General features: G+C 73.7%; 21 protein-coding genes. 15 read left to right on the top strand and 6 right to left on the bottom strand.

Annotated elements, in window-relative coordinates:
* Positions 1–21: 21 nt before the first annotated feature.
* The 3 genes from arfA to fbaA all read left to right on the top strand — a co-directional run bounded on the left by arfA (position 22) and on the right by fbaA (position 3,302).
* Complete coding sequence (arfA, locus tag AC1DWH_RS16245; RefSeq protein WP_477094546.1) at positions 22–1,557, top strand: arabinosylfuranosidase ArfA; 1,536 nt, start codon at positions 22–24, stop codon at positions 1,555–1,557.
* Between the two features lie 22 nt (positions 1,558–1,579).
* Positions 1,580–2,197 carry a TrmH family RNA methyltransferase gene (locus tag AC1DWH_RS16240; protein WP_456845594.1) on the top strand — a complete coding sequence of 206 codons (618 nt, stop codon included), beginning with the start codon at positions 1,580–1,582 and terminating at the stop codon, positions 2,195–2,197.
* 79 nt (positions 2,198–2,276) lie between these two features.
* Positions 2,277–3,302 (top strand): class II fructose-bisphosphate aldolase, encoded by a 1,026-nt coding sequence (gene fbaA, locus AC1DWH_RS16235; RefSeq protein WP_477094545.1) that lies wholly within the window; start codon positions 2,277–2,279, stop codon positions 3,300–3,302.
* A 44-nt stretch (positions 3,303–3,346) separates the two neighbouring features.
* Here the strand turns inward: fbaA and AC1DWH_RS16230 are convergent, their stop codons facing one another.
* Positions 3,347–3,766: an STAS domain-containing protein gene (locus AC1DWH_RS16230; RefSeq protein WP_477094544.1), complete on the bottom strand. Its 420-nt coding sequence runs from the start codon at positions 3,764–3,766 to the stop codon at positions 3,347–3,349.
* A 142-nt stretch (positions 3,767–3,908) separates the two neighbouring features.
* Here AC1DWH_RS16230 and AC1DWH_RS16225 point away from each other — a divergent pair, with 142 nt between their 5' ends.
* Positions 3,909–5,969 (top strand): SpoIIE family protein phosphatase, encoded by a 2,061-nt coding sequence (locus tag AC1DWH_RS16225; RefSeq protein ID WP_477094543.1) that lies wholly within the window; start codon positions 3,909–3,911, stop codon positions 5,967–5,969.
* Here AC1DWH_RS16225 and AC1DWH_RS16220 read toward each other — a convergent pair.
* Positions 5,966–6,337, bottom strand: coding sequence for an STAS domain-containing protein (locus AC1DWH_RS16220; protein ID WP_477094542.1), 372 nt, complete (start codon positions 6,335–6,337; stop codon positions 5,966–5,968). The genes AC1DWH_RS16225 and AC1DWH_RS16220 overlap by 4 nt on opposite strands.
* Before the next feature lie 111 nt (positions 6,338–6,448).
* On the opposite strand from AC1DWH_RS16220, the gene AC1DWH_RS16215 reads away from it, so the two are divergent.
* Positions 6,449–6,877 (top strand): DUF3151 domain-containing protein, encoded by a 429-nt coding sequence (locus AC1DWH_RS16215; RefSeq protein WP_456844576.1) that lies wholly within the window; start codon positions 6,449–6,451, stop codon positions 6,875–6,877.
* Positions 6,878–6,992: 115 nt separating this feature from the next.
* Positions 6,993–8,279, top strand: coding sequence for an adenylosuccinate synthase (locus tag AC1DWH_RS16210; RefSeq protein ID WP_477094541.1), 1,287 nt, complete (start codon positions 6,993–6,995; stop codon positions 8,277–8,279).
* On the opposite strand, the gene AC1DWH_RS16205 is transcribed toward AC1DWH_RS16210, so the two are convergent.
* A complete protein-coding gene (locus AC1DWH_RS16205; RefSeq protein ID WP_477094540.1) occupies positions 8,272–8,853 on the bottom strand; it encodes a GNAT family N-acetyltransferase in 582 nt (193 codons plus the stop codon). The two genes, AC1DWH_RS16210 and AC1DWH_RS16205, sit on opposite strands and share 8 nt — an antisense overlap.
* A gap of 19 nt (positions 8,854–8,872) precedes the next feature.
* A complete protein-coding gene (locus tag AC1DWH_RS16200) occupies positions 8,873–10,144 on the bottom strand; it encodes an MFS transporter (protein ID WP_477094539.1) in 1,272 nt (423 codons plus the stop codon).
* Positions 10,145–10,210: 66 nt separating this feature from the next.
* On the opposite strand from AC1DWH_RS16200, the gene AC1DWH_RS16195 reads away from it, so the two are divergent.
* Both AC1DWH_RS16195 and purD read left to right on the top strand, forming a co-directional pair.
* Positions 10,211–10,798, top strand: a complete 588-nt coding sequence (locus AC1DWH_RS16195; protein ID WP_477094538.1) for an ArsR family transcriptional regulator — start codon at positions 10,211–10,213, stop codon at positions 10,796–10,798.
* A 23-nt stretch (positions 10,799–10,821) separates the two neighbouring features.
* On the top strand, positions 10,822–12,126 hold the full coding sequence (gene purD / locus AC1DWH_RS16190; RefSeq protein ID WP_477094537.1) for a phosphoribosylamine--glycine ligase: 1,305 nt from the start codon (positions 10,822–10,824) through the stop codon (positions 12,124–12,126).
* Here the strand turns inward: purD and AC1DWH_RS16185 are convergent.
* Entirely contained in the window at positions 12,123–12,632 is a 510-nt protein-coding gene (locus AC1DWH_RS16185; RefSeq protein ID WP_477094536.1) for a P-loop nucleotide/nucleoside kinase family protein, read from the bottom strand. The two genes, purD and AC1DWH_RS16185, sit on opposite strands and share 4 nt — an antisense overlap.
* An 18-nt stretch (positions 12,633–12,650) precedes the next feature.
* Here AC1DWH_RS16185 and AC1DWH_RS16180 point away from each other — a divergent pair, with 18 nt between their 5' ends.
* From AC1DWH_RS16180 to AC1DWH_RS16155, 6 genes are all read left to right on the top strand, one after another.
* On the top strand, positions 12,651–13,058 hold the full coding sequence (locus tag AC1DWH_RS16180; protein ID WP_477094535.1) for a hypothetical protein: 408 nt from the start codon (positions 12,651–12,653) through the stop codon (positions 13,056–13,058).
* Between the two features lie 18 nt (positions 13,059–13,076).
* Positions 13,077–13,973, top strand: coding sequence for a phosphoribosylaminoimidazolesuccinocarboxamide synthase (locus AC1DWH_RS16175; RefSeq protein WP_477094534.1), 897 nt, complete (start codon positions 13,077–13,079; stop codon positions 13,971–13,973).
* Positions 13,974–14,060: 87 nt separating this feature from the next.
* Positions 14,061–15,089: an ABC transporter substrate-binding protein gene (locus tag AC1DWH_RS16170; RefSeq protein ID WP_477094533.1), complete on the top strand. Its 1,029-nt coding sequence runs from the start codon at positions 14,061–14,063 to the stop codon at positions 15,087–15,089.
* A gap of 10 nt (positions 15,090–15,099) precedes the next feature.
* A complete protein-coding gene (locus AC1DWH_RS16165) occupies positions 15,100–16,134 on the top strand; it encodes a FecCD family ABC transporter permease (RefSeq protein WP_477094532.1) in 1,035 nt (344 codons plus the stop codon).
* On the top strand, positions 16,131–17,159 hold the full coding sequence (locus AC1DWH_RS16160; protein WP_477094531.1) for a FecCD family ABC transporter permease: 1,029 nt from the start codon (positions 16,131–16,133) through the stop codon (positions 17,157–17,159). Before AC1DWH_RS16165 ends, AC1DWH_RS16160 begins: the two co-directional genes overlap by 4 nt.
* Positions 17,156–17,956, top strand: a complete 801-nt coding sequence (locus AC1DWH_RS16155) for an ABC transporter ATP-binding protein (RefSeq protein WP_477094530.1) — start codon at positions 17,156–17,158, stop codon at positions 17,954–17,956. The genes AC1DWH_RS16160 and AC1DWH_RS16155 overlap by 4 nt, the downstream gene beginning before the upstream one ends.
* On the opposite strand, the gene AC1DWH_RS16150 is transcribed toward AC1DWH_RS16155, so the two are convergent.
* Positions 17,953–18,756, bottom strand: a complete 804-nt coding sequence (locus tag AC1DWH_RS16150) for a DNA/RNA non-specific endonuclease (protein ID WP_477094529.1) — start codon at positions 18,754–18,756, stop codon at positions 17,953–17,955. The two genes, AC1DWH_RS16155 and AC1DWH_RS16150, sit on opposite strands and share 4 nt — an antisense overlap.
* Here AC1DWH_RS16150 and AC1DWH_RS16145 point away from each other — a divergent pair, their 5' ends adjacent.
* A complete protein-coding gene (locus tag AC1DWH_RS16145; protein ID WP_477094528.1) occupies positions 18,757–20,214 on the top strand; it encodes an amidohydrolase in 1,458 nt (485 codons plus the stop codon).
* Positions 20,215–20,232 lie beyond the last annotated feature (18 nt).

Below are 20,232 nucleotides of genomic sequence, written 5' to 3'. Positions count from 1 at the left end.
CACAGAGATGCAAGGAGACCCATGTCCCGCGCACGCGTCACGCTCGACCGCGACTTCGTCGTCGGCGAGGTCCCCCGACGGATCTTCGGGTCGTTCGTCGAGCACATGGGCCGGTGCGTCTACACCGGCATCTACGAGCCCGGCCACGCCGCGGCCGACGAGCAGGGCTTCCGCCGCGACGTGCTCGACCTGGTCAAGGAGCTGGGCGCCACGGTGATCCGGTACCCGGGCGGCAACTTCGTCTCGGGGTACGCCTGGGAGGACGGGGTCGGCCCGGACCGCCCCCGCCGGCTCGACGGCGCCTGGCACACCGTCGAGTCCAACGCCTTCGGCCTGCACGAGTTCATGGACTGGTCGCGGGTGGCCGGGGTCGAGGTCATGGAGGCCGTGAACCTGGGCACCCGCGGCGTCGAGGAGGCCCGCGCGCTGGTCGAGTACGCCAACCACCCCGGCGGCACTGAGCTGTCCGACCGGCGGCGCAAGAACGGCCACGAGGACCCGTTCGACATCCGCCTGTGGTGCCTGGGCAACGAGATGGACGGCCCGTGGCAGATGGGCGCCAAGACCGCCGACGAGTACGGCCGGCTCGCGGTCGAGGCGGCCAAGGCCATGCGGCTGGTGGACCCGCGCATCGAGCTGGTCGCCTGCGGCTCGTCGAGCTCGGCGATGCCGACGTTCGGCGCGTGGGAGCAGACCGTGCTCGGGCACACCTACGACGAGGTCGACTACGTCTCGCTGCACGCCTACTACCAGGAGCACGACGGCGACCACGCGAGCTTCCTGGCCAGCGCCGTCGACATGGACTACTTCATCGAGTCCGTCGTCTCCACGGCCGACGCCGTGCGCGCCCGCGGCAAGCACAAGAAGCACATCGACCTCTCGTTCGACGAGTGGAACGTCTGGTACCAGTCCGGCCGGGACACCGAGGACCAGCCGCACGTCATCGAGAAGGCCGGCGTCTGGAAGGAGCACCCGCGGATCATCGAGGACGAGTACTCGGTCACCGACGCCGTCGTCGTCGGCACCCTGCTCAACTCGCTGCTGCGCCACGGCGACCGCGTGAAGATCGCCAACCAGGCGCAGCTGGTCAACGTCATCGCGCCGATCCGCTCCGAGGAGGGCGGACCCGCGTGGCGGCAGTCGATCTTCTGGCCGTTCGCGCGCACGGCGGCCCTCGCCCGCGGGGTGGTCCTGCGGGCGGCCGTCACGTCCGACCGGTACGACACCTCGAGGTTCGACGCCGTCGACCTGGTCGACGTCTCCGCCACCTGGGACGAGGAGCACGGCCGGGTCGCCCTGTTCCTGGCGCACCGGGGTCTCGACGAGGACGCCGAGGTCACGGTCGACCTACGGGGCTGGGCGACGGGCCGGGTCACGCGCGCCGAGGTGCTGACCGTGCCGGACGGCGGCGACCGGCACACCTCGAACTCGCAGGAGGCCCAGGACCGGGTGGGCTTGGTCCCGCTCGACGGCGTGGGTGCCGACGACGGCAGCGTGAGCCTGCGGCTGCCGCCCCTGAGCTGGGCCGTCGTGGAGCTGGAGGTCACACCGGGCTGAGGCTGCGGTTACCGTGGCGCCCGTGGACGAGGAGCGCGCGGAGGTCGGGGTGGGCCCGTGGACGGGCGAGTGGCCCGTCAGCGACCGGTACGACCCCGTGCTGCTGGCGGAGGGCGACCGCCGCAACGTCGTCGACCGCTACCGGTACTGGTCCCTCGAGGCGATCGTCGCCGACCTGGACACCCGCCGGCACCCGTTCCACGTGGCCATCGAGAACTGGGCCCACGACATGAACATCGGCTCGGTGGTCCGCACCGCCAACGCGTTCCTGGCGGCCGAGGTGCACATCGTCGGCAACCGCCGCTGGAACCGCCGCGGCGCCATGGTGACCGACCGCTACCAGCACGTCCGCCACCACCCGACGGTCGAGGACCTGCTGGCGTGGGCGTCCGCCGAGGGCATCCCCGTGCTCGGCGTCGACAACCTGCCCGGCTCCGTGGCGCTCGAGGGGTACCCGCTCCCGCGCGCGTGCGTGCTGCTGTTCGGCCAGGAGTCCGTCGGGCTCTCGGACGCCGCGCGCGACGCCGTCGTCGACGTCCTGCACATCGCGCAGTTCGGCTCGACCCGCTCGATCAACGCGGGCGCGGCCGCGGCGATCGCGATGCACGCGTGGATCTCGCAGCACGCTGTCCAGGGGTAGAACGTCCCGGACGGCGCCTCGCGCAGGCGTGCCAGAATCTTCCTGATACCCCTCCCACAACCCGCAGGAGATGCTGCAGATGGCCATCGCCACCCCCGAGGTGTACGCCGAGATGATCGACCGGGCGAAGGCGGGCAAGTTCGCCTACCCGGCCGTGAACGTCACCTCGTCCCAGAGTGTCACCGCCGCCCTGCAGGGCTTCGCCGAGGCAGAGTCCGACGGCATCATCCAGGTCTCCGTCGGCGGCGCCGAGTACGCGTCCGGCGCGACCGTCAAGGACCGCGTCGCCGGCTCGCTCGCGCTCGCGGCGTACGCGGCCGAGGTGGCCAAGGGCTACCCGATCACCGTCGCGCTGCACACCGACCACTGCGCCAAGCAGAACCTCGACTCCTGGGTGCGGCCGCTGCTCGCGCTCGAGATCGAGCAGGTCAAGGCCGGCAAGCTCCCCACGTTCCAGTCGCACATGTGGGACGGCTCGTCCGTGCCGCTCGACGAGAACCTGCTGATCGCCGAGGAGCTCCTCGAGCTCTCCGTCGCCGCCCGCACGATCCTCGAGATCGAGGTCGGCGTGGTCGGTGGCGAGGAGGACGGCCACACGGCCGAGATCAACGACAAGCTGTACACGACCGTCGAGGACGGCCTGGCCACGGTCAAGGCGCTCGGTGCGGGCGAGAAGGGCCGCTACCTGACGGCCCTCACGTTCGGCAACGTGCACGGCGTCTACAAGCCGGGTGCGGTCAAGCTGCGCCCGTCGATCCTCGCGGACATCCAGAAGGCCGTCGGCGACGCCATCGGCAAGGCGAACCCGTTCGACCTCGTCTTCCACGGCGGCTCCGGCTCGACCGAGGCCGAGATCTCCGAGGCCGTCGACAACGGCGTCATCAAGATGAACATCGACACGGACACGCAGTACGCGTTCAGCCGTCCGGTGGCGGACCACTTCTTCCGCAACTACGACGGCGTGCTCAAGGTCGACGGCGAGGTGGGCAACAAGAAGGCCTACGACCCGCGCGCCTGGGGCAAGCTGGCCGAGGCCGGCATGGCGCAGCGCCTCGTCGAGGCCGCCCAGCAGCTCCGCTCGGCGGGGCACACGCTCGGCGCCTGAGTCCTGCTATGCGAAAGGGCCCCTGCGGGGGCCCTTTCGTGTGTCTAGCTGGTGCTGTCGCCCACCGGCTGGAACTGCGACTCGTCACCGTCGACGACGTCGAGCAGCTCGCCGATGCGCGTGACCTCGAGCAGGAACCGCACGGTCGGCGGCACGCGCAGGAGGCGTACCCGGTGCTGCGACCGGATGGACAGGCGCGCGAGGAACGCGACGCCCGAGGAGTCCATGAACGTGACGTGATGGGCGTCGACCTCGATGGGCAGACCCACCTGCTCGGCCTCCGCTGTCGCCTCCTGCAGCTCCGCGCCGAGGTCGGCGTCGACCTCTCCCGAGAGCACGATCCGGGTGGCGTCCGTCCCCACGATGACGTGGACGGCACCGGGCTCGCCGACGATCCCCGCGCCCTGGTCGGCCTTCGAGACGTCCGCAGGCCCGTCGGGGATCGTGCTGTTACCGTCGCGCACGGTGCTCCTTTCGCTGACAATCGCCGTAGGCCAGTGCCGGCTGCTCGACGACTCGCCTGTTCGGCACGCTAGACGATCGGAGGTGGTAGCGGTCAACTCCCACGCTGCCCCCTTTCCCGATCACGATCACGATCTCGTCGACGTGCGCGACCGCGCCCTGCGGGCCACCTCCGTGCCGATCGCCTTGCTGGATGCGATCGAGCCTGGTCTGCCCGTCGTGTGGGTGAACGACGCATTCGAGAGGGTCACAGGGTACGGCCTGGACGAGGCACGACGGCGACAGTCCGACGTACTGGCCGACACTGCCCTCCAGACGCCCGACCTCGAGCCCCTGCAGGAGGCGCTCCGGACGCAGCAACCGGTCGCGCACACCCTGATGCTGCGCCGGGCCGACGGGTCCCGCTTCGCCTGCCGAGCGCACCTGTCCCCGGTGCTGGACGACGGGCAGCTCACGCACTGGGTCGCCGCGCTGCAGGACCTCACCGAGCAGATCTCGCACGACGCGGAGCAGGCCGCGCTGGTGGAGGCCGAGCGGCGCGAGCGGCGCAGCCTCGGGCTCATCGCGCAGGTGTCGGACCTGCTCATGGACGTCGACGAGCCGCACGCCCTGCGGGAGATCGCGACGATGCTGCGCCGGTCCGTCGTCGGCTGGGCCGCGTTCTACCTCAACGACGGCGGCCTGCGGGCGGCGGACGGCATCGACGGGTCGCGCCCGCCGACCGGCAAGGGCGCCCGGCACGGCGAGGGGCCTGCGGTCCGGGACGTGCGCACGGACGCCGTCCAGGAGCTGCTCGACGGCGAGCGCGACCGGGCCGTCGAGCTCGAGCTCAGCGGCTCGTACGGGCTCGGCACCGCCTCGGCGTGGCTGGCCCGCGAGGTCGACGGCGAGCTGGGCGGCTCCGAGGCCGCCGAGGACCGCCGCGTGCTCGTGTTCCCCCTCCCGGGTCGTCGCCGGGTGCTCGGGGTGCTGGTGGTGCACGCGCTCGGCGGTGCCGGGCTCCGCGAGATCGAGCCGTCGGTGCGCACGGTCCTCGACCTGACCGCCCGGCGCGTGGGCCTCGTCATCGACAACGCCCGGCTCTACGACCGCGAGCACCGCCTGGCCGAGACCTTGCAGCGGGCGATGCTCCCCGAGCAGGCCGAGGTGGACGGGCTCGACGTGTGGACGTACTACGCGCCGAACTCGGAGAACGCCCAGGTGGGCGGCGACTGGTACGACGTGCTGCAGGTGAGCGCGGACGTCGTCGGCGTCGTCATCGGCGACGTCGTCGGGCACGACGTCGAGGCCGCCGCCGCGATGGGGCAGCTGCGCTCGGTGGTTCGCTCGTACATGTTCGACGTCTCGACCCCCGGCCCGGTCCTCGACCGGGTCGACCAGCTGGTGGCCGGCATGCGGGTCCCGCGGCCGGCGGGGCTGGTCCTGTCGACCCTGACCCGCACGGGCGACTCGTGGCGGCTGCTGTACTCGCGCGCCGGCCACCTGCCGGCGCTGCACGTGCGCAGCGGGCAGGTCACGCAGCTGAGCGACGCGGGCGGCGCGCTGATCGGGTTCGGGGGAGTGCCGCGGACGACGGCGACGGTGGACCTCGCGCCCGGCGACGTCGTCCTCTACTACACGGACGGCCTGATCGAGCGGCGCGACCGCGGCCTGCGCGACGGGCTCGTGGCCCTGACGGCGGTCGCCGCGGCGATCACCGCGCGCGACGCCGCGGGCATCGGGGAGGAGCTGCTGTCGCGGCTCGCCGACCACCCGGAGGACGACGTCGCGGTGGTCGTCGTCCGCGTGCCGTCGCCCCTGGACGCCTCCGAGCGCACGCGCAGCCCCCGCCGTCGACGCTGGTCGCTGCCCAGCGAGGCGGCCTCCATCGGTCGCGCCCGGCACGCGGTCGTCCGCACCTGCCAGGCCTGGGGGATCGAGGATGCCGCCAACGCCGAGCTGGTCGTGTCCGAGCTGGTGGCCAACGCCGTGCTGCACGGCTTCGGGCACGTGACGCTGCAGCTCTACGACACGGGCGACGGTCTGCGCATCGAGGTCACCGACTCGAACCCCGCGCCGCCGGTCACCACCGACGGGCACCCCGGACGGGTGGGCGGGTTCGGCATGCAGATCGTCGAGCGCCTGGCCGACTGGGGCTGGCGGCAGTCGCGCGGCGGCAAGCTGGTGTGGGCGAAGGTCCGCCCGGGGTCGCTGCCCGAGTCCTAGGCGGGGGCCGAGGCCTCGTCCGGGCGGCGGAACCCCGTCGAGCTCACGGCGGACTCGCAGTGGTGCTCCGCGTCGATGCGGAACAGCTCGAGGGCGCCGCAGATCTCGATGACGAACAGGTCGCGAGGGTCCGCCCCGCGCAGGACCGTGGCGCCGCCCCGCTTGCGACCGGCGTCGGCGAGCGAGATGAGGAACGCCGCGCCCGTCGAGTCCATGAACGTGACCTGGCACATGTCGATGACCAGCAGCTGGCGGCGCAGGCCGACGACCCGCGCGGCGATCTCCGGGAACTGGTCACGCTCGGCCAGGTCCAGGTCGCCTGCGACGGTGAGGGTCGTCGTCGTCGAGGACGTCGAGATCTCGATCATGTCCGCCCTGTCGTGAGGGGGTTGGGCGTGCCGAACAACGGTCCAGGTCGGCGGGTCGACTGTAGTCGCGCCGTCGCGAGCCTGCACCCGGAACTGAGGGAGACTGGCCGCATGAGCCACGAGAACCTCCTGGACGGACCCGCCCCGACGCTCCTGCCCGCGGACGGCGCCGACGCCGACGCCCGGTCCGCACTGAGCAGCGGCTCCTCGCCGCGCGAGGCCGTGCCGGCCGCTCCGGCGTCCTCGCTGCTGTGGGCGCTGCTCGCCGAGGGCGCGCTGGCCGACGAGGGCGACCCCGTCGCGGCGTACGCCTACGCGCGGACCGGCTACCACCGGGGGCTCGACGCCCTGCGCCGCGCCGGGTGGCACGGCCGCGGCCCGATCCCCGCGTCGCACGCCCCGAACGAGGGCTTCCTGCGGGCCCTGCTCGCGCTCGCGGAGGCCGCCGAGGCCATCGGCGAGTCCGAGGAGGCCGAGCGCTGCGAGAAGTTCCTGGTGGACAGCGGCACGTCCGTCGACGAGGTCGCGAACCTGCGCTGACATGACCATCTCTTGACGGTCCGGTACCCTCTCGGAGGTACTGGGTCACTGCCGCCCGGTGCCCGGGCCCCGTACACGGGTCCGCACCGCAGGCAGGGTGGGAGTGGTGATCTAGATGCCGGCCGTCGTGGTGCTCGGTGCCCAGTGGGGCGACGAGGGCAAGGGCAAGGCGACCGATCAGCTCGGCTCGCGGACCGACTACGTCGTGAAGTTCAACGGCGGCAACAACGCCGGGCACACCGTCGTCATCGGCGGGGAGAAGTACGCCCTGCACCTGCTGCCGTCGGGCATCCTCTCGCCGGGCGTCGTCCCGGTGATCGGCAACGGCGTCGTGGTCGACATCGAGGTGCTGTTCGAGGAGATCGACGCGCTCGAGGCGCGCGGCGTCGACACCTCCGCCCTCAGGGTGTCGTCGGCCGCCCACGTCATCGCCCCGTACAACCGCACGCTCGACAAGGTCACCGAGCGGTTCCTCGGCAAGCGCCGCATCGGCACGACCGGTCGCGGCATCGGCCCCGCGTACTCCGACAAGATCAACCGCGTCGGCATCCGCATCCAGGACCTCTTCGACGAGAAGATCCTGCGCGAGAAGGTCGAGGGCGCCCTCGACCAGAAGAACCACCTGCTGGTGAAGGTCTACAACCGCCGCGCCATCACGGTCGACGAGACGGTCGACGACCTGCTGCGCCACGCCGACCGCCTGCACCCCCTGGTCGCCGACACCCCGCTGCTCCTCAACCGGGCGCTGGACGACGGCAAGACCCTCGTCTTCGAGGCCGGCCAGGCCACCATGCTCGACGTCGACCACGGCACCTACCCGTTCGTCACGTCCTCGTCGGCCACGGCCGGCGGCGCGTGCACGGGCTCGGGCGTGGGGCCGACGAGGATCGACCGGGTCGTCGCCGTCGCCAAGGCGTACACCACCCGCGTCGGCGAGGGCCCGTTCCCCACGGAGCTGCTCGACGACGACGGCGAGTGGCTGCGGCAGACCGGCGGCGAGTTCGGCACCACCACCGGCCGTCCGCGGCGCACCGGCTGGTACGACGCCGTCGTGGTGCGCTACGCCGCCCGCATCAACGGCCTGACCGATCTCGTGGTCACCAAGCTCGACGTGCTCACGGGCCGCGACAAGATCCCCGTCGCCGTGGGCTACGACGTCAACGGCCGCCGGTTCGACGAGATGCCGTACGACCAGTCGGACTTCCACCACGCGACGCCGATCTACGAGTACCTCGACGGCTGGTCCGAGGACATCTCGGGGGCCCGCGACTTCGACGACCTGCCGGTCAACGCCCAGCGCTACCTGCTGCGGCTCGAGGAGATCTCGGGCGTCCGGATCTCGTCGGTCGGCGTCGGACCCGGCCGCGAGGCCACGATCGTCCGGCACGAGCTGCTCAGCTGACCTCGGGGTCGCCCACCACGCGCGCGTGCAGGTGCATGTCGTGCCAGCCGTCGGCGTGGCGGGCGACCTCGCGCTTGGTGCCCTCGAGCCGGAACCCGGCGCGGGTCGCCACGGCGCAGGACGCCGGGTTCGCGGTCGAGTGGTCGACCTCGATGCGGTGCAGCCCGGCCGTCCCGAAGCCCCAGGCGGCGACGGTGCGCAGCGCGGTCGTGGCGAGGCCGCGTCCCCGGGCGGCCGGCAGCACCCAGTAGGAGACCTCCGAGAGGCCGTCCTCGTGGTGGAGCACGCGCAGGCTGATCTGCCCGACGGGCTCGTCGTCGATCGTGACGGCCCAGCCGACACCCGTCTCGTCGCGCCACCGGCCTGCCCAGTGGGCGACCCACGCGGCCGCCTCGTCGGCGGTCATCGACCGGTCGTGCCAGCGGCGGATGCCGGGGTCGGCGTAGGCGGTCTGCACCGCGCCGGCGTCGCGCGCCCTCCAGGGCCGCAGGACCAGGCCGTCGGCGTGCAGGACGGGCTGGGGCTGCGCGCAGATGCTGCCGGGTGCGATCGCGGGCGGGGTCAGCCGGGGCACGCCGCCAGTATGTCGGGGCTCAGGCGGAGACGGTCTGCCTCTCCTGCTCGACCGCCGGCAGCTCGAGGTCCGCGACCATCCGCTGGCGGACGACCGCGATCGGGTAGGCGACGGCCAGCAGGCACAGGACGGTCGCGCCGACGAACACGGCGGGCAGCCCCCACTGCTCCGCGACGAACCCGGCGAGCAGCGCGCCGACCGGCATGAGCCCGTAGCCCAGGGTCCGGCTGGCGCCACCGACGCGGCCGAGCATCCCCGGGGCCACCATCCGTTGCCGCATGGACTGCGAGATGACGTTGCCGATGGTGTTGAGGAAGCCGAGGAAGAACGCGGTGATCGAGATGGCGGGGACGTTCGGCAGCAGCACGGGGACGAACAGGAGCGCCGAGTTGAGGGTCCAGCAGCCGAGCAGCAGGCGGACCTCGGGGACGAACCGGCCGAGGGATTCGGCCGCGATCGAGCCGGCGACGGCGCCGACCGCGAGCACGGCGACCACCAGGGGATAGCGCTCCGGCTCGAGCCCGACGCGCGAGCCGGGCCCGACCACCCAGAGCACGAACACCGCGAAGTAGCCGGTGTTCGCCATGTTCATCACGCTGCCGGCCACCAGCAGCGGGCGCAGCACGGGGTGCCGGACGAGGAAGCCGACGCCCTCGCGGATCTCCGTGGTCGCGCGGCGCTTCTCGGGCCGGGCGTGCTTGTAGCTGCCGGGGATGCGGGTGGCGACGAGCAGCAGCGCGGCCACGGCGAGCCCGGCGGGGACGCCGAACACCCAGCCCGCACCGAACGCGAGCATGGCGCCGGCGATCGGTCCGCCGACGAACGCGGCCATGACCTGCTGGGCGGCGAGCGTGCGGCCGTTGGCGGCCTCGAGCCGGGAGCGGGGCACGAGGTCGGGCACCAGCGCGGAGCCTGCCAGGTCGACGAACACGTCGGTCACCCCGTAGGCCAGCACGACGACCGTGAGCGCGGTCATCGACATGTCGCCGGACGCGACCAGCCAGACCGCGACGGCGAGGAGGACGGCCCGGGCCGCGAGGCCGACCACCTGTGTGTACTTGCGGTCGCGGCGGTCCACGACGACCCCGGCGGCGAGCCCGAGCACCAGCCACGGCAGCCACGCGGCGGCGGTGAGCAGCGCGATCTGGCTCGGGGAGCGGGTGAGCGTGAGGGCGTAGAGCGGGACGCCCGTCTGGATCACGCCGTCGCCCAGGTTGGCCAGGCCGGTCGCCGTGAGGTGGGCCGTGAACCGGCGGCCCAGGGGTTCTCGCGTGGCGACGACGTCGCTCATGGGGGACTCCGCGTAAGATCGAAGAGGAAACTCTGCAAAGACAACTCTGCAAAGGTATCTCTGCGAATGAGCGAGAGCAAGCCCCTGCCGTTCCGGGCCCGCGCGATCGGGCCCGAGGAGCTCAAGGCGTTGGCCCACCCCCTGCGGATGGCGATGTACGACTACCTCTCCGAGCACGGGTCGGCCACCGCCAGCCAGCTGGGCCGGCACCTGGGCGAGAGCAGCGGGCAGACCAGCTACCACCTGCGCCAGCTGGAGAAGCACGGGTTCGTCGAGGACGACCCCGCGCACGAGCGGGGCCGCGACCGGTGGTGGCGGGCGGTCGGGTTCAGCCTCGACGGGCGCGACATGCTGCGCGACCCCCGGACGGCGGACGCGGCCAACGCCCTGCTGGCCGGCGTCGTCGCCGAGCGCGCGCAGGTGCTGCAGCGCTGGCTGAGCACGGGCGACACCCCGGAGTGGGAGGCGGCGTCCCTCAACGACCGGTCGACGGCCGACCTCACGGTCGAGGAGCTGCAGGAGGTCGTGCTGGCGGTCCAGGAGAGCATCGGCGGCGCGCTCAAGCGGGCAAAGGAGCGGGCGGCGGCGGGCGAGACGGCGGGCCGTCGGCGTGTGCGCCTCTACTTCGACGCGCTCCCGCTCCCCGAGCAGTGAGCGGGCCGGTAGGCTCCCGGCCCGTGAAGATCCTCGTCGTCGGCACCGGTGCCCGTGAGCACGCCCTCGTGCGCGCGCTGTCCCTCGACCCGGCGGTGACGGCGCTGCACGCGGCCCCGGGCAACCCCGGGATCGGGCGGCTCGCGACGCTGCACGCGGTCGACCAGCTGGACGGCGACGCGGTCGCCGCGCTCGCGACCTCGCTGGGCGCGGACCTCGTCGTCGTCGGACCCGAGGCGCCGCTCGTCGCGGGCGTCGCGGACGCGGTCCGCGCGGTGGGCATCCCGGTGTTCGGGCCGTCGGCGCAGGGCGCCCGGCTCGAGGGGTCCAAGGCGTTCGCCAAGGAGGTCATGGCCGCAGCCGGCGTGCCGACCGCCGAGCCGCGCGTGGCGACGACGATCGAGGAGGCGTCGGCCGGGCTGGACGCCTTCGGCGCCCCCTACGTGGTCAAGGACGACGGGCTGGCCGCGGGCAAGGGTGTCGTCGTGACCGACGACCTCGCGGAGGCCCTCGCCCACGCCGCGGCCTGCCTGGCCAAGCCCGACGGCCGGATCGTCATCGAGGACTACCTCGACGGCCCCGAGATCTCGCTGTTCGTGCTGTCCGACGGCATCGACGTGGTGCCGCTGGTGCCCGCGCAGGACTTCAAGCGCGCGCTCGACGGCGACGAGGGCCCCAACACCGGCGGCATGGGTGCGTACTCGCCGCTGCCGTGGGCGCCCGCGGACCTGGTCGACGAGGTGGTCGAGCGCGTCGCGCGGCCGACGATCCTCGAGATGTCCCGTCGCGGCACCCCGTTCTCGGGCGTCCTGTACGTCGGCCTCGCGCTCACCACGAAGGGGCTGCGCGTGGTCGAGTTCAACGCACGCTTCGGCGACCCCGAGACGCAGGTGGTCCTGGCCCGGCTCGCGACGCCGCTGGCGGGCGTGCTGCTCGCGTCGGCGACGGGCACGCTCGGCTCGCTGCCCCCGCTGCAGTGGCGCGACGACGCCGCGGTGACGGTCGTCATCGCGTCCGGCGGGTACCCGGGCACGGTCCGCTCGGGCGACCCGATCACGGGCATCGAGGACGCCGAGGCGCTCCCGGGCGTGCACGTCCTGCACGCCGGCACCGCCCTGCGGCTCAACGCGCCCGGCGACGACGACGACGTGATCGACGGCGCCCACCTGGTCTCCGCCGGCGGCCGTGTGCTCTCGGTGGTCGGCGTCGGCCGCGACCTGGCAGCCGCCCGCGCGGCGGCCTACGCGGGGGTCGAGCAGATCGAGCTGCCGGGCTCGCACCACCGGTCGGACATCGCGGCGGCCGTGGCGGACCTCCCTCTCGTCTAGCCCGTCAGCGCGCGCACGTCGGCGACCACGCGCCCCACGGTCCGCCCCGCGGTGTCGACGACGGTCGCCTCCGGCCAGGGTTCGAGCACGCGCGTCGACACGTCGGCCCAGGCCGGCTGCCGGTGCCCCGGGATGTCGGCCACGCGCTCCTCGACCCGCCTGCGGTGCTCGACGGGGTCGGAGCAGACCACGAGGACCTCGACCAGCCGCGCGCCGGCCTCGTCGGCCACCGCCTGCCAGCCCTCCTGGCTCGCGCGCACGGGGTTGACGGAGTCGGCGACCACGGGCAGCCCGAGCCGCAGGTTGTCGAGCGCGACGCGGGCGCCGGCGGCGTAGCCGGCTTCTCGGGCGTCCGGCACGGCCAGCGACGACTGCACGATCGCCTGCTCGAGGGTGTCGATGCGGACGTGCACGGCGCGCAGCTCGCGGGCCAGCGCGCGGGCGAGGGTGGTCTTGCCGGACCCGGGCAGCCCGCCGAGCACCACGAGCAGGGAATTGTCGGTCATGGGTGCCATCATCGCGGGATGGCCACCACCACGTTCGAGTACGGCGACGGCTCCTGGGGCGGCGATGTCGCGGTGACCCCGAGCCTGCGCATCGAGGTCCAGGACGGCGACATCGCGACCGTCGACTACCGGCCCGCCCCCGAGGGTCTGGGTCGGTTCTACCTGGGGTTCCAGCCGCGGGACTTCTTCGACGACCCGGCCGAGAGCGACCCCGTCGACCTGGCTGCCGAGGCGGAGGCGTTCGCCGAGTGGGCGCTGCTGGTGGGCGCCGTCGACGTCGAGGCCAAGCACGTGCGGCGCCTGCTGGCCGAGGCGCACGTCGACGAGCCCGAGGACACATTCGTCGAGGAGACCGTCGAGCGGCTGGTGCGGCTGGTCGGGCTGCCCATCCCGGAGGGGCTCGAGGGCGGCGACGAGGTCATCTGATCCTGCACACTTAGGCCCGTGACCTCTGCGCTCCCTGGCTGGACCCACACCTACTCGGGCAAGGTCCGGGATCTCTACGTCCCCGACGGCTCGGCGCTGACGTCGGACCTCGGCGACGTCGTCCTCGTCGTCGCGAGCGACCGGGTCTCGGCCTACGACCACGTGCTCAGCCCGGGCATCCCCGGCAAGGGCGTCGTGCTCACGCAGCTCAGCCTGTGGTGGTTCGAGCAGCTGGCGGACCTGGTGCCCAACCACGTGGTGTCGACGGACGGCCCCTCCGAGGTGGCCGGCCGCGCCATGATCTGCCGCCGCCTGGAGATGTTCCCCGTCGAGTGTGTCGCGCGCGGCTACCTCACCGGCTCGGGGCTGGCGGAGTACCGGGTGTCGAGGTCGGTCACCGGCATCGCCCTGCCGGACGGCCTGGTCGACGGGTCCCGCCTGCCGGAGCCGATCTTCACGCCGGCGACCAAGGCCGAGCTGGGGGAGCACGACGAGAACGTGCCGTTCTCCGCCGTGGTCGACCAGCTCGGGTCGACCACCGCGACGTCGCTGCGCTCGTTGACCCTCGCTGTCTACGCCCGGGCCGAGTCCATCGCGCGCGAGCGCGGCGTGATCCTGGCCGACACCAAGCTGGAGTTCGGCACCGACCCGACCACGGGCGCGATCACCCTGGGCGACGAGGTGCTGACCCCCGACTCGTCGCGGTTCTGGCCGGCGGACCTCTGGGAGCCGGGCCACGCCCAGCCCAGCTTCGACAAGCAGTTCGTGCGCGACTGGCTGACGTCGGACGCCTCGGGCTGGGACCGCGCGTCGGACGCCACGCCGCCCGCGCTGCCCGCCGACGTCGTCGAGCGCACCCGCGACCGCTACCTCGAAGCGTACGAGCGCCTGACGGGATCCGCCCTGGCGGTGTGACCTTTCGCTCACGGTCGACGGCCGGAGGCGATCGGAGCAGAGGTTAGGCTTACCTCATTCGATCCCCGAACGAATGGGAGCATCCCCGTGCGCATCGCGCGCCTCGCGGCAGCCGTCGCGGCGACCGCCGCCGTCGTCCTCACCCTCTCGGCCTGTGGCAGCGACGCCGACGACGCCGGCGCGGAGCCCTCGGCGACGGACGCCGCCTTCCCCGTCTCGATCGACTCCGCCCTCGGCACCGCGGAGATCACCGCGAAGCCGGAGCGTGTCGTGACCCTCGGCTGGGGCGCGGCGGACATCGCGTTCTCGCTCGGCACCACGCCCGTGGGCATCGAGTCCGACACCTGGGGCGGCGACGCCGACGGGTACGAGCCCTGGTTCCGCGAGGCCGTCGAGAAGGCCGGCGACGAGCTCCCGAAGACGATCGCCATGTACCCCGAGCTCGACATCGACGCCGTCGTCGCGCTGAACCCGGACCTCGTGCTCGCCCCGCAGTCGGGTCTCGACCAGGCGACGTTCGACCAGCTGTCGGCGTTCGTGCCGGTGGTCGCGTACCCCGGCGACGCGTGGCAGACCTCGATCGAGGACCAGGTGACCATCGCCGCGAAGGCCCTCGGGGTGCCGGACAAGGCGCAGCCGCTGCTCGACGAGCGCCAGGCCGCCATCGACGCGGCCGCCGCGGCGCACCCGGAGCTCGCCGGCACGACGTTCGCGTACGTGTACGGCGGCGACCAGCCCGGCGCCCTGTCGGTGTACCTGCCCGGCGACCCGCGCGTGGAGCTGCTCACCGGCCTGGGCATGACGCTCGCGCCCTCGGTCGCGTCGCTGACCGCGTCGCCCGGCACGTTCGTCGCGACTCTGGGCCTGGAGAACGCGGACCAGCTGGACGACGCGCAGATGCTCTTCACGTGGTTCAACGACGCGGACGAGCAGGCGTCGACCGAGGCGCAGCCGCTCTGGGCGCAGATCCCGGCGTTCGCGTCGGGCGCGTACGTGCCGATGCTCGACCCGCAGCTGGGCATGGCCGTCACGGTGGCGACGCCGCTGAGCGTGCCGTGGGCGCTCGACGCCTACCTGCCGCTCATCACCGCGGGCGCGGCGAACGTCGCCTCGTAGCCTTCACCCCGTGAGCATCGCCGTCGCACGAGCCCCGCACGCCACCCGCGCGCGGTGCTCGCGCGCGCTCGGGCTCGCGCTCGGCCTGGTCGGCGCGGCGGCGCTGCTCGTTCTCGTGGTGGGGCTCAGCATCGCGATCGGGTCGAAGCAGGTGCCGCTCGGCGAGGTCTGGGCGGCGTGGCGGCACCCCGACGGGTCGTACGTCTCGACGGTCGTCGCGTCGCGGATCCCGCGCACCGAGCTCGGGCTGCTCGTGGGGGCCGCGCTCGCGGTGGCCGGCGTGGTGATCCAGGGGCTCACGCGCAACCCGCTCGGCGACCCCGGGCTGCTCGGCGTCAACGCCGGGGCGTCCGCGTCCTTGGTCGTCACGGTCGCGGTGCTCGGCGGCGCCGCCGGTCGGTCCGTGTGGGCCGCGGTGCCGGGTGCGCTGTTCGCGGCCGTCGCGGTGTACCTGGTGGGGTCCGGGGGCCGACGAGCGACGCCCGTGCGGCTCGTGCTGGCCGGCGCGGCCGTGTCCGCCGTGCTCGTGGCGCTGGTCGAGACCATCACGCTGGCCAGCCCGACCATCTTCGACACCTACCGCTACTGGGTGGTCGGCTCCCTGGCCGGGCGGCCGCCGTCCACCGTCGGGGCCGTGCTCCCGTTCATAGTGGTCGGGCTCGTGGTCTGCCTCCTGCTCGCGCGGCAGCTCAACGCACTCGCGCTCGGCGACGAGGCCGCGACCTCCCTCGGCCTGCGCGCCGGCCGGACCCGGCTGCTCGGCGCCGCCGGCGCGACCGTGCTGTGCGCCGCTGCCGTCGCCGCCGTCGGGCCCATCGCGTTCGTCGGCCTCGCCGTGCCGCTCGTGGTCCGCGGGTTCACCGGCGGGGACCACCGCTGGCTGCTCCCGTACTGCCTGCTCCTGGGTCCGGTCCTGCTGCTGGCCTCCGACGTCCTCGGGCGCGTGGTGGCCCGGCCCGGTGAGCTCCCCGTCGGCGCGGTGACTGCGTTCGTCGGGGCGCCGTTCCTCATCGCGGCAGTGCGGCGGGGGAGGGTCGGCCTGTGACCGCGGTCCTGACGCTCGGACCGTCGGTGGTGCTGCTGCGCCGCCGCCGACCGGTCGTCGTCTGCCTCGTCGCGCTCGCGGTCGTGCTGGTCACCATGCTGGTCACGCTCGCCGCCGGGGAGCTGGGCATCCCCCTCGCGGAGCTGCCGTCGGTCGTCGCCGGCCACGGCTCCCGCGTGCAGGAGTGGGTGCTCTGGACCAACCGGCTCCCGCGGCTGCTGGTCGGCGCGGCCGCCGGCGCGGCGTTCGCGGTGTCGGGCGCGATGTTCCAGTCGGTCACGCGCAACCCGCTCGGCAGCCCCGACGTCATCGGTCTCGGGTCCGGCGCCGCCGCGGGTGCCGCGGCCGCGGGGCTGCTGTGGCCGGGCGTGGTGCCGGTGCCGATCGGGGCGCTCATCGGCGCCGGGGTCGCGATCCTCGCGGTCTACCTCGGATCCGGCGCCGGGCTCCGCGCGCCGCTGCGGATGGTGGTCGTCGGCATCGCGGTCGGCGCCATGTCGCTCGCGTTCGTGCAGCTGGCCCTCGCGCGGGCCACCCGGCAGGACGCGCAGGTGGTCGCCGCGTACCTCAACGGAAGCCTCGCGGCGCGGTCCTGGGCGGACGTCGTGCTCATCGTGGTGGCGCTGCTCGTGCTCCTGCCCGCGGCGCTGGTGCTCACCCGGCCGATGCAGCTGGTGGAGATGGGCGACGAGGTCGCCGTGGCGGTCGGCGTCCCCGCCGACCGCGTGCGGACCTGGGCCGTGGTCGTCGGCGTGCTGCTGATGGCCGCGGCCGTGACAGTGAGCGGACCGATCGCGTTCGTGGCCCTCACCGCGCCGCAGATCGCGCGCCGGCTGACCCGTTCGACCGGGCCCGGCATGGTCGCGGCGGCGTGCTGCGGGGCCGCGGTCCTCGTGGTCGCCGACCTGATCGCGCAGTACGCCGTGCACGGTGTCGTCTATCCCGTCGGGGTGGTCACGGCCGCGCTCGGCGGCGTGTACCTCGCGGTCCTGCTGGTCCGCGAGTGGAGAAGGAGTGCCGCGTGAACGGTCCACCGCTGGAGGCGTCGGGCCTGACCCTGGCCTACGACCAGCTCGTCGTCGCCACCGACCTGTCGGTGCAGATCCCGCCGTCCTCGTTCACGGTGATCATCGGCCCGAACGGCTGCGGCAAGTCCACGCTCCTGCGCGCCCTCGGCCGCACCCTCAAGCCGCGCGCGGGTCAGGTCCTGCTCGACGGCGTGCCGATCGCGTCGCTGAAGAGCAAGGACGTGGCCCGCCGGCTGGCCCTGCTCCCGCAGAGCCCGATCGCGCCGGAGGCGATCACGGTCGGCGACCTGGTGGCCCGCGGCCGGTACCCGCACCAGGGGCTCCTCCGGCAGTGGTCCGCGGCCGACGCGGTCGCCGTCGCCGACGCGCTCGCCGCCACCGAGGTGGCCGACCTGCGTGACCGGTTCGTCTCCGACCTCTCCGGGGGCCAGCGGCAGCGCGTGTGGCTGGCCATGGCCCTCGCGCAGCAGACCGACCTGCTGCTGCTCGACGAGCCGACGACGTTCCTCGACATCGCCCACCAGTTCGAGGTCATGGACCTCTGCGCGCGGCTGCACGAGCAGGGGCGGACGCTCGTCGCGGTGCTGCACGACCTCAACCAGGCGGCCCGGTACGCCACCCACCTCATCGCGATGAAGGCCGGTGTGGTCGTCGCCGAGGGGCCGCCGGCGTCGGTCGTCACCGAGCCGCTGGTCCGCGAGGTCTTCGGGCTCGCCTGCCGCGTGGTGCCCGACCCGGAGACCGGGACGCCGATGGTGGTGCCGGCCCGCCGCGACGCGCACGTGCGTCACTAGAGCGTCAGCTGCTCCAGGGCGGTCAGCTCGACCCAGCGCGCGCGCTCGCCCTGGGCGCCCACGGGTTCCAGGACGTCCGCGGCGGCGAGCGGCCCGAGGTCGAGTCCCGTGAGCTCCTCGACGTCGGTGACGGGCACCTGGAACGTGCGGAACGGCCCGAGCGGCGGCACCTCGTCGGCGGACTGGATCCCCGCCACCAGCGACGTCTGGTCGAGCACGAACGCCGTCGAGCGCAGCTGCCCGGCCGCGGTCGACCACGCGGCGACCTTCCAGAACAGCCGCGGGATGCCGACGCCGCGGTAGACGGGGTCGTCGTCGGCGAGCACCGGTCCCGTGAACACCGACAGCCGGCTCCGGTGGGTCTTCGCGTACGTCAGCACGTGGTCCTCGAGGCCCACCCAGAGCAGCTCGCCCTGGTTGAACGCCGACGCCTGCGGGGCGGCGTTGGGGTAGGCGAACGTGTCGAAGTTCGCCTGGCGCGCGACGGCGAGGTCGCCCCAGACGGGATCCCTGCGCCGCACCAGGTGGCCGCGGTCGAGGTCGTTGCGCACGTAGAGCTCGGGACCGGCCTGCTCGTTCGCGGGCACGCGCGGGTCGAGGTGCCAGTCGTCGCCGCGCTCGAGGTCCACCAGCTGGGCCCCGTCGATGTTCACCGCGGTCGCCGCCGCGAGTCGGCGCGCCGGGTCGAGCAGAACGGTGAAGTGCGTCGACGGGAGGACGCGCACGATCTGCGACGGCACCGGGAGCGGCACGCGTGGACCAAGGAACGTCGGGTCGTATCCCACCTCTACCGTGCTCACATGGGGACCGTACCGACGTCGTGGCTCCTCCGCTCCGCGCGGCTGGTGGGTGCGGCCGAGCCCGTCGACGTCCTCCTTCGCGACGGGCGCGTCGCCGCGGTCGGCCCGGCACTGTCCGTCCCCGACGTCGCGCACGTGTCGCTCGACGGTCGGTGGCTCATGACCGGCCTCTGGGACGCGCACGTGCACCTCACGCAGTGGGCGCTGGCCCGGCGCCGGCTGGACGTCTCGTCGGCGACCTCGGCGGCGCACGCCGCGGCGCTCGCGGCCGCCGCGCCCCCACCGGCCCCGGGTACGGCGCTCGTCGGCTTCGGCTTCCGCGACGGGCTCTGGCCCGACGTACCGACCGCCGCCCTGCTGGACGCCGCCGTGGGCGACGTGCCCGTCGTGCTCGTCTCCGGCGACCTGCACTGCGCGTGGGCCTCGACCGCCGGGCTGCGGTTCCTCGGCGTGCAGTCCCACCCCACCGGCCTGCTCCGCGAGTCCGAGTGGCTCCCCCTGTCGGGTGCCGTGGACCACGTTCCCGACGACGTCGCCGACGCCCTGGTCGACGACGCGTCCGTCGCGGCCGCGGCCCGCGGGGTGGTCGGCGTCGTCGACCTCGAGATCGCCGACAACGTCTCCGTCTGGCGTCGGCGCGCCGCGGCCCGGCCCGGTCGGCACCAGGTGCGGGCGGGGGTCTGGGAGGAGTTCCTCGACCGCGTCGTGCGCGAGGACCTGCACTCGGGGGACACCATCGCCGGCCTGGTCACGCAGGGGCCGCTCAAGGTCATCACCGACGGCTCGCTGAACACCCGCACCGCCTACTGCCACGACCCGTACCCGGGGCTGACCGGCCCGAACGCCCGCGGGATCCTCGCCGTCCCGCCCTCCCGGCTCGCACCCCTGATGGGTCACGCGCACCGGCACGGGCTGCGCTGCGCGATCCACGCGATCGGCGACGCCGCCAACGAGCTGGCCCTGGATGCGTTCGCCTCCTCCGGCGCCGCCGGGTCGATCGAGCACGCCCAGCTGGTGTCGTGGTCCGACGTCGAGCGGTTCGCCTCGCTCGGCGTCGTCGCCAGCATCCAGCCCGAGCACGCGATGGACGACCGCGACGTCGCCGACCGGCACTGGGCGGGCCGCACCGACCGGGCCTTCGCGTTCGGCTCGCTGCACCGGGCCGGCGTCCGGCTGGCACTCGGCTCGGACGCGCCGGTCGCGCCCCTGGATCCGTGGATCGCGCTGGACGCCGCGGTCACCCGGTCCCGCGACGGGCGCGACCCGTGGCACCCCGAGCAGGCGCTGGAGCGGTGGGTCGCGTTGGAGTCGTCGGTCGACGGGCGCGGGCTGGTGCCCGTCGTCGGAGCGCCCGCGGACCTCGTCGTGCTCGACGCCGACCCGTTGTCCGCGCCGCTGCGGGACATGCCGGTGTCGGGCACGCTCGTCGCGGGAGGCTGGACGCACCTCGCGTTCTGAGGTGGCCTTTCGCGTTGC

It is taken from the genome of Cellulomonas sp. P2_F12 (assembly GCF_056403775.1).
Note: the sequence above shows the minus strand (reverse complement) of the source record. Positions and strands in the feature narration are given on the sequence as shown.

What these genes read in the sequence shown, in the direction of transcription:
- AC1DWH_RS16220 (WP_477094542.1), bottom strand. Translation starts at nt 6,337, where the DNA reads ATGATCGAGATCTCGACGTCCTCGACGACGACGACCCTCACCGTCGCA.
- AC1DWH_RS16210 (WP_477094541.1), top strand. Translation starts at nt 6,993, where the DNA reads ATGCCGGCCGTCGTGGTGCTCGGTGCCCAGTGGGGCGACGAGGGCAAG.
- fbaA (WP_477094545.1), top strand. Translation starts at nt 2,277, where the DNA reads ATGGCCATCGCCACCCCCGAGGTGTACGCCGAGATGATCGACCGGGCG.
- AC1DWH_RS16145 (WP_477094528.1), top strand. Translation starts at nt 18,757, where the DNA reads ATGGGGACCGTACCGACGTCGTGGCTCCTCCGCTCCGCGCGGCTGGTG.
- AC1DWH_RS16195 (WP_477094538.1), top strand. Translation starts at nt 10,211, where the DNA reads ATGAGCGAGAGCAAGCCCCTGCCGTTCCGGGCCCGCGCGATCGGGCCC.
- arfA (WP_477094546.1), top strand. Translation starts at nt 22, where the DNA reads ATGTCCCGCGCACGCGTCACGCTCGACCGCGACTTCGTCGTCGGCGAG.
- AC1DWH_RS16180 (WP_477094535.1), top strand. Translation starts at nt 12,651, where the DNA reads ATGGCCACCACCACGTTCGAGTACGGCGACGGCTCCTGGGGCGGCGAT.
- AC1DWH_RS16185 (WP_477094536.1), bottom strand. Translation starts at nt 12,632, where the DNA reads ATGACCGACAATTCCCTGCTCGTGGTGCTCGGCGGGCTGCCCGGGTCC.
- AC1DWH_RS16200 (WP_477094539.1), bottom strand. Translation starts at nt 10,144, where the DNA reads ATGAGCGACGTCGTCGCCACGCGAGAACCCCTGGGCCGCCGGTTCACG.
- AC1DWH_RS16215 (WP_456844576.1), top strand. Translation starts at nt 6,449, where the DNA reads ATGAGCCACGAGAACCTCCTGGACGGACCCGCCCCGACGCTCCTGCCC.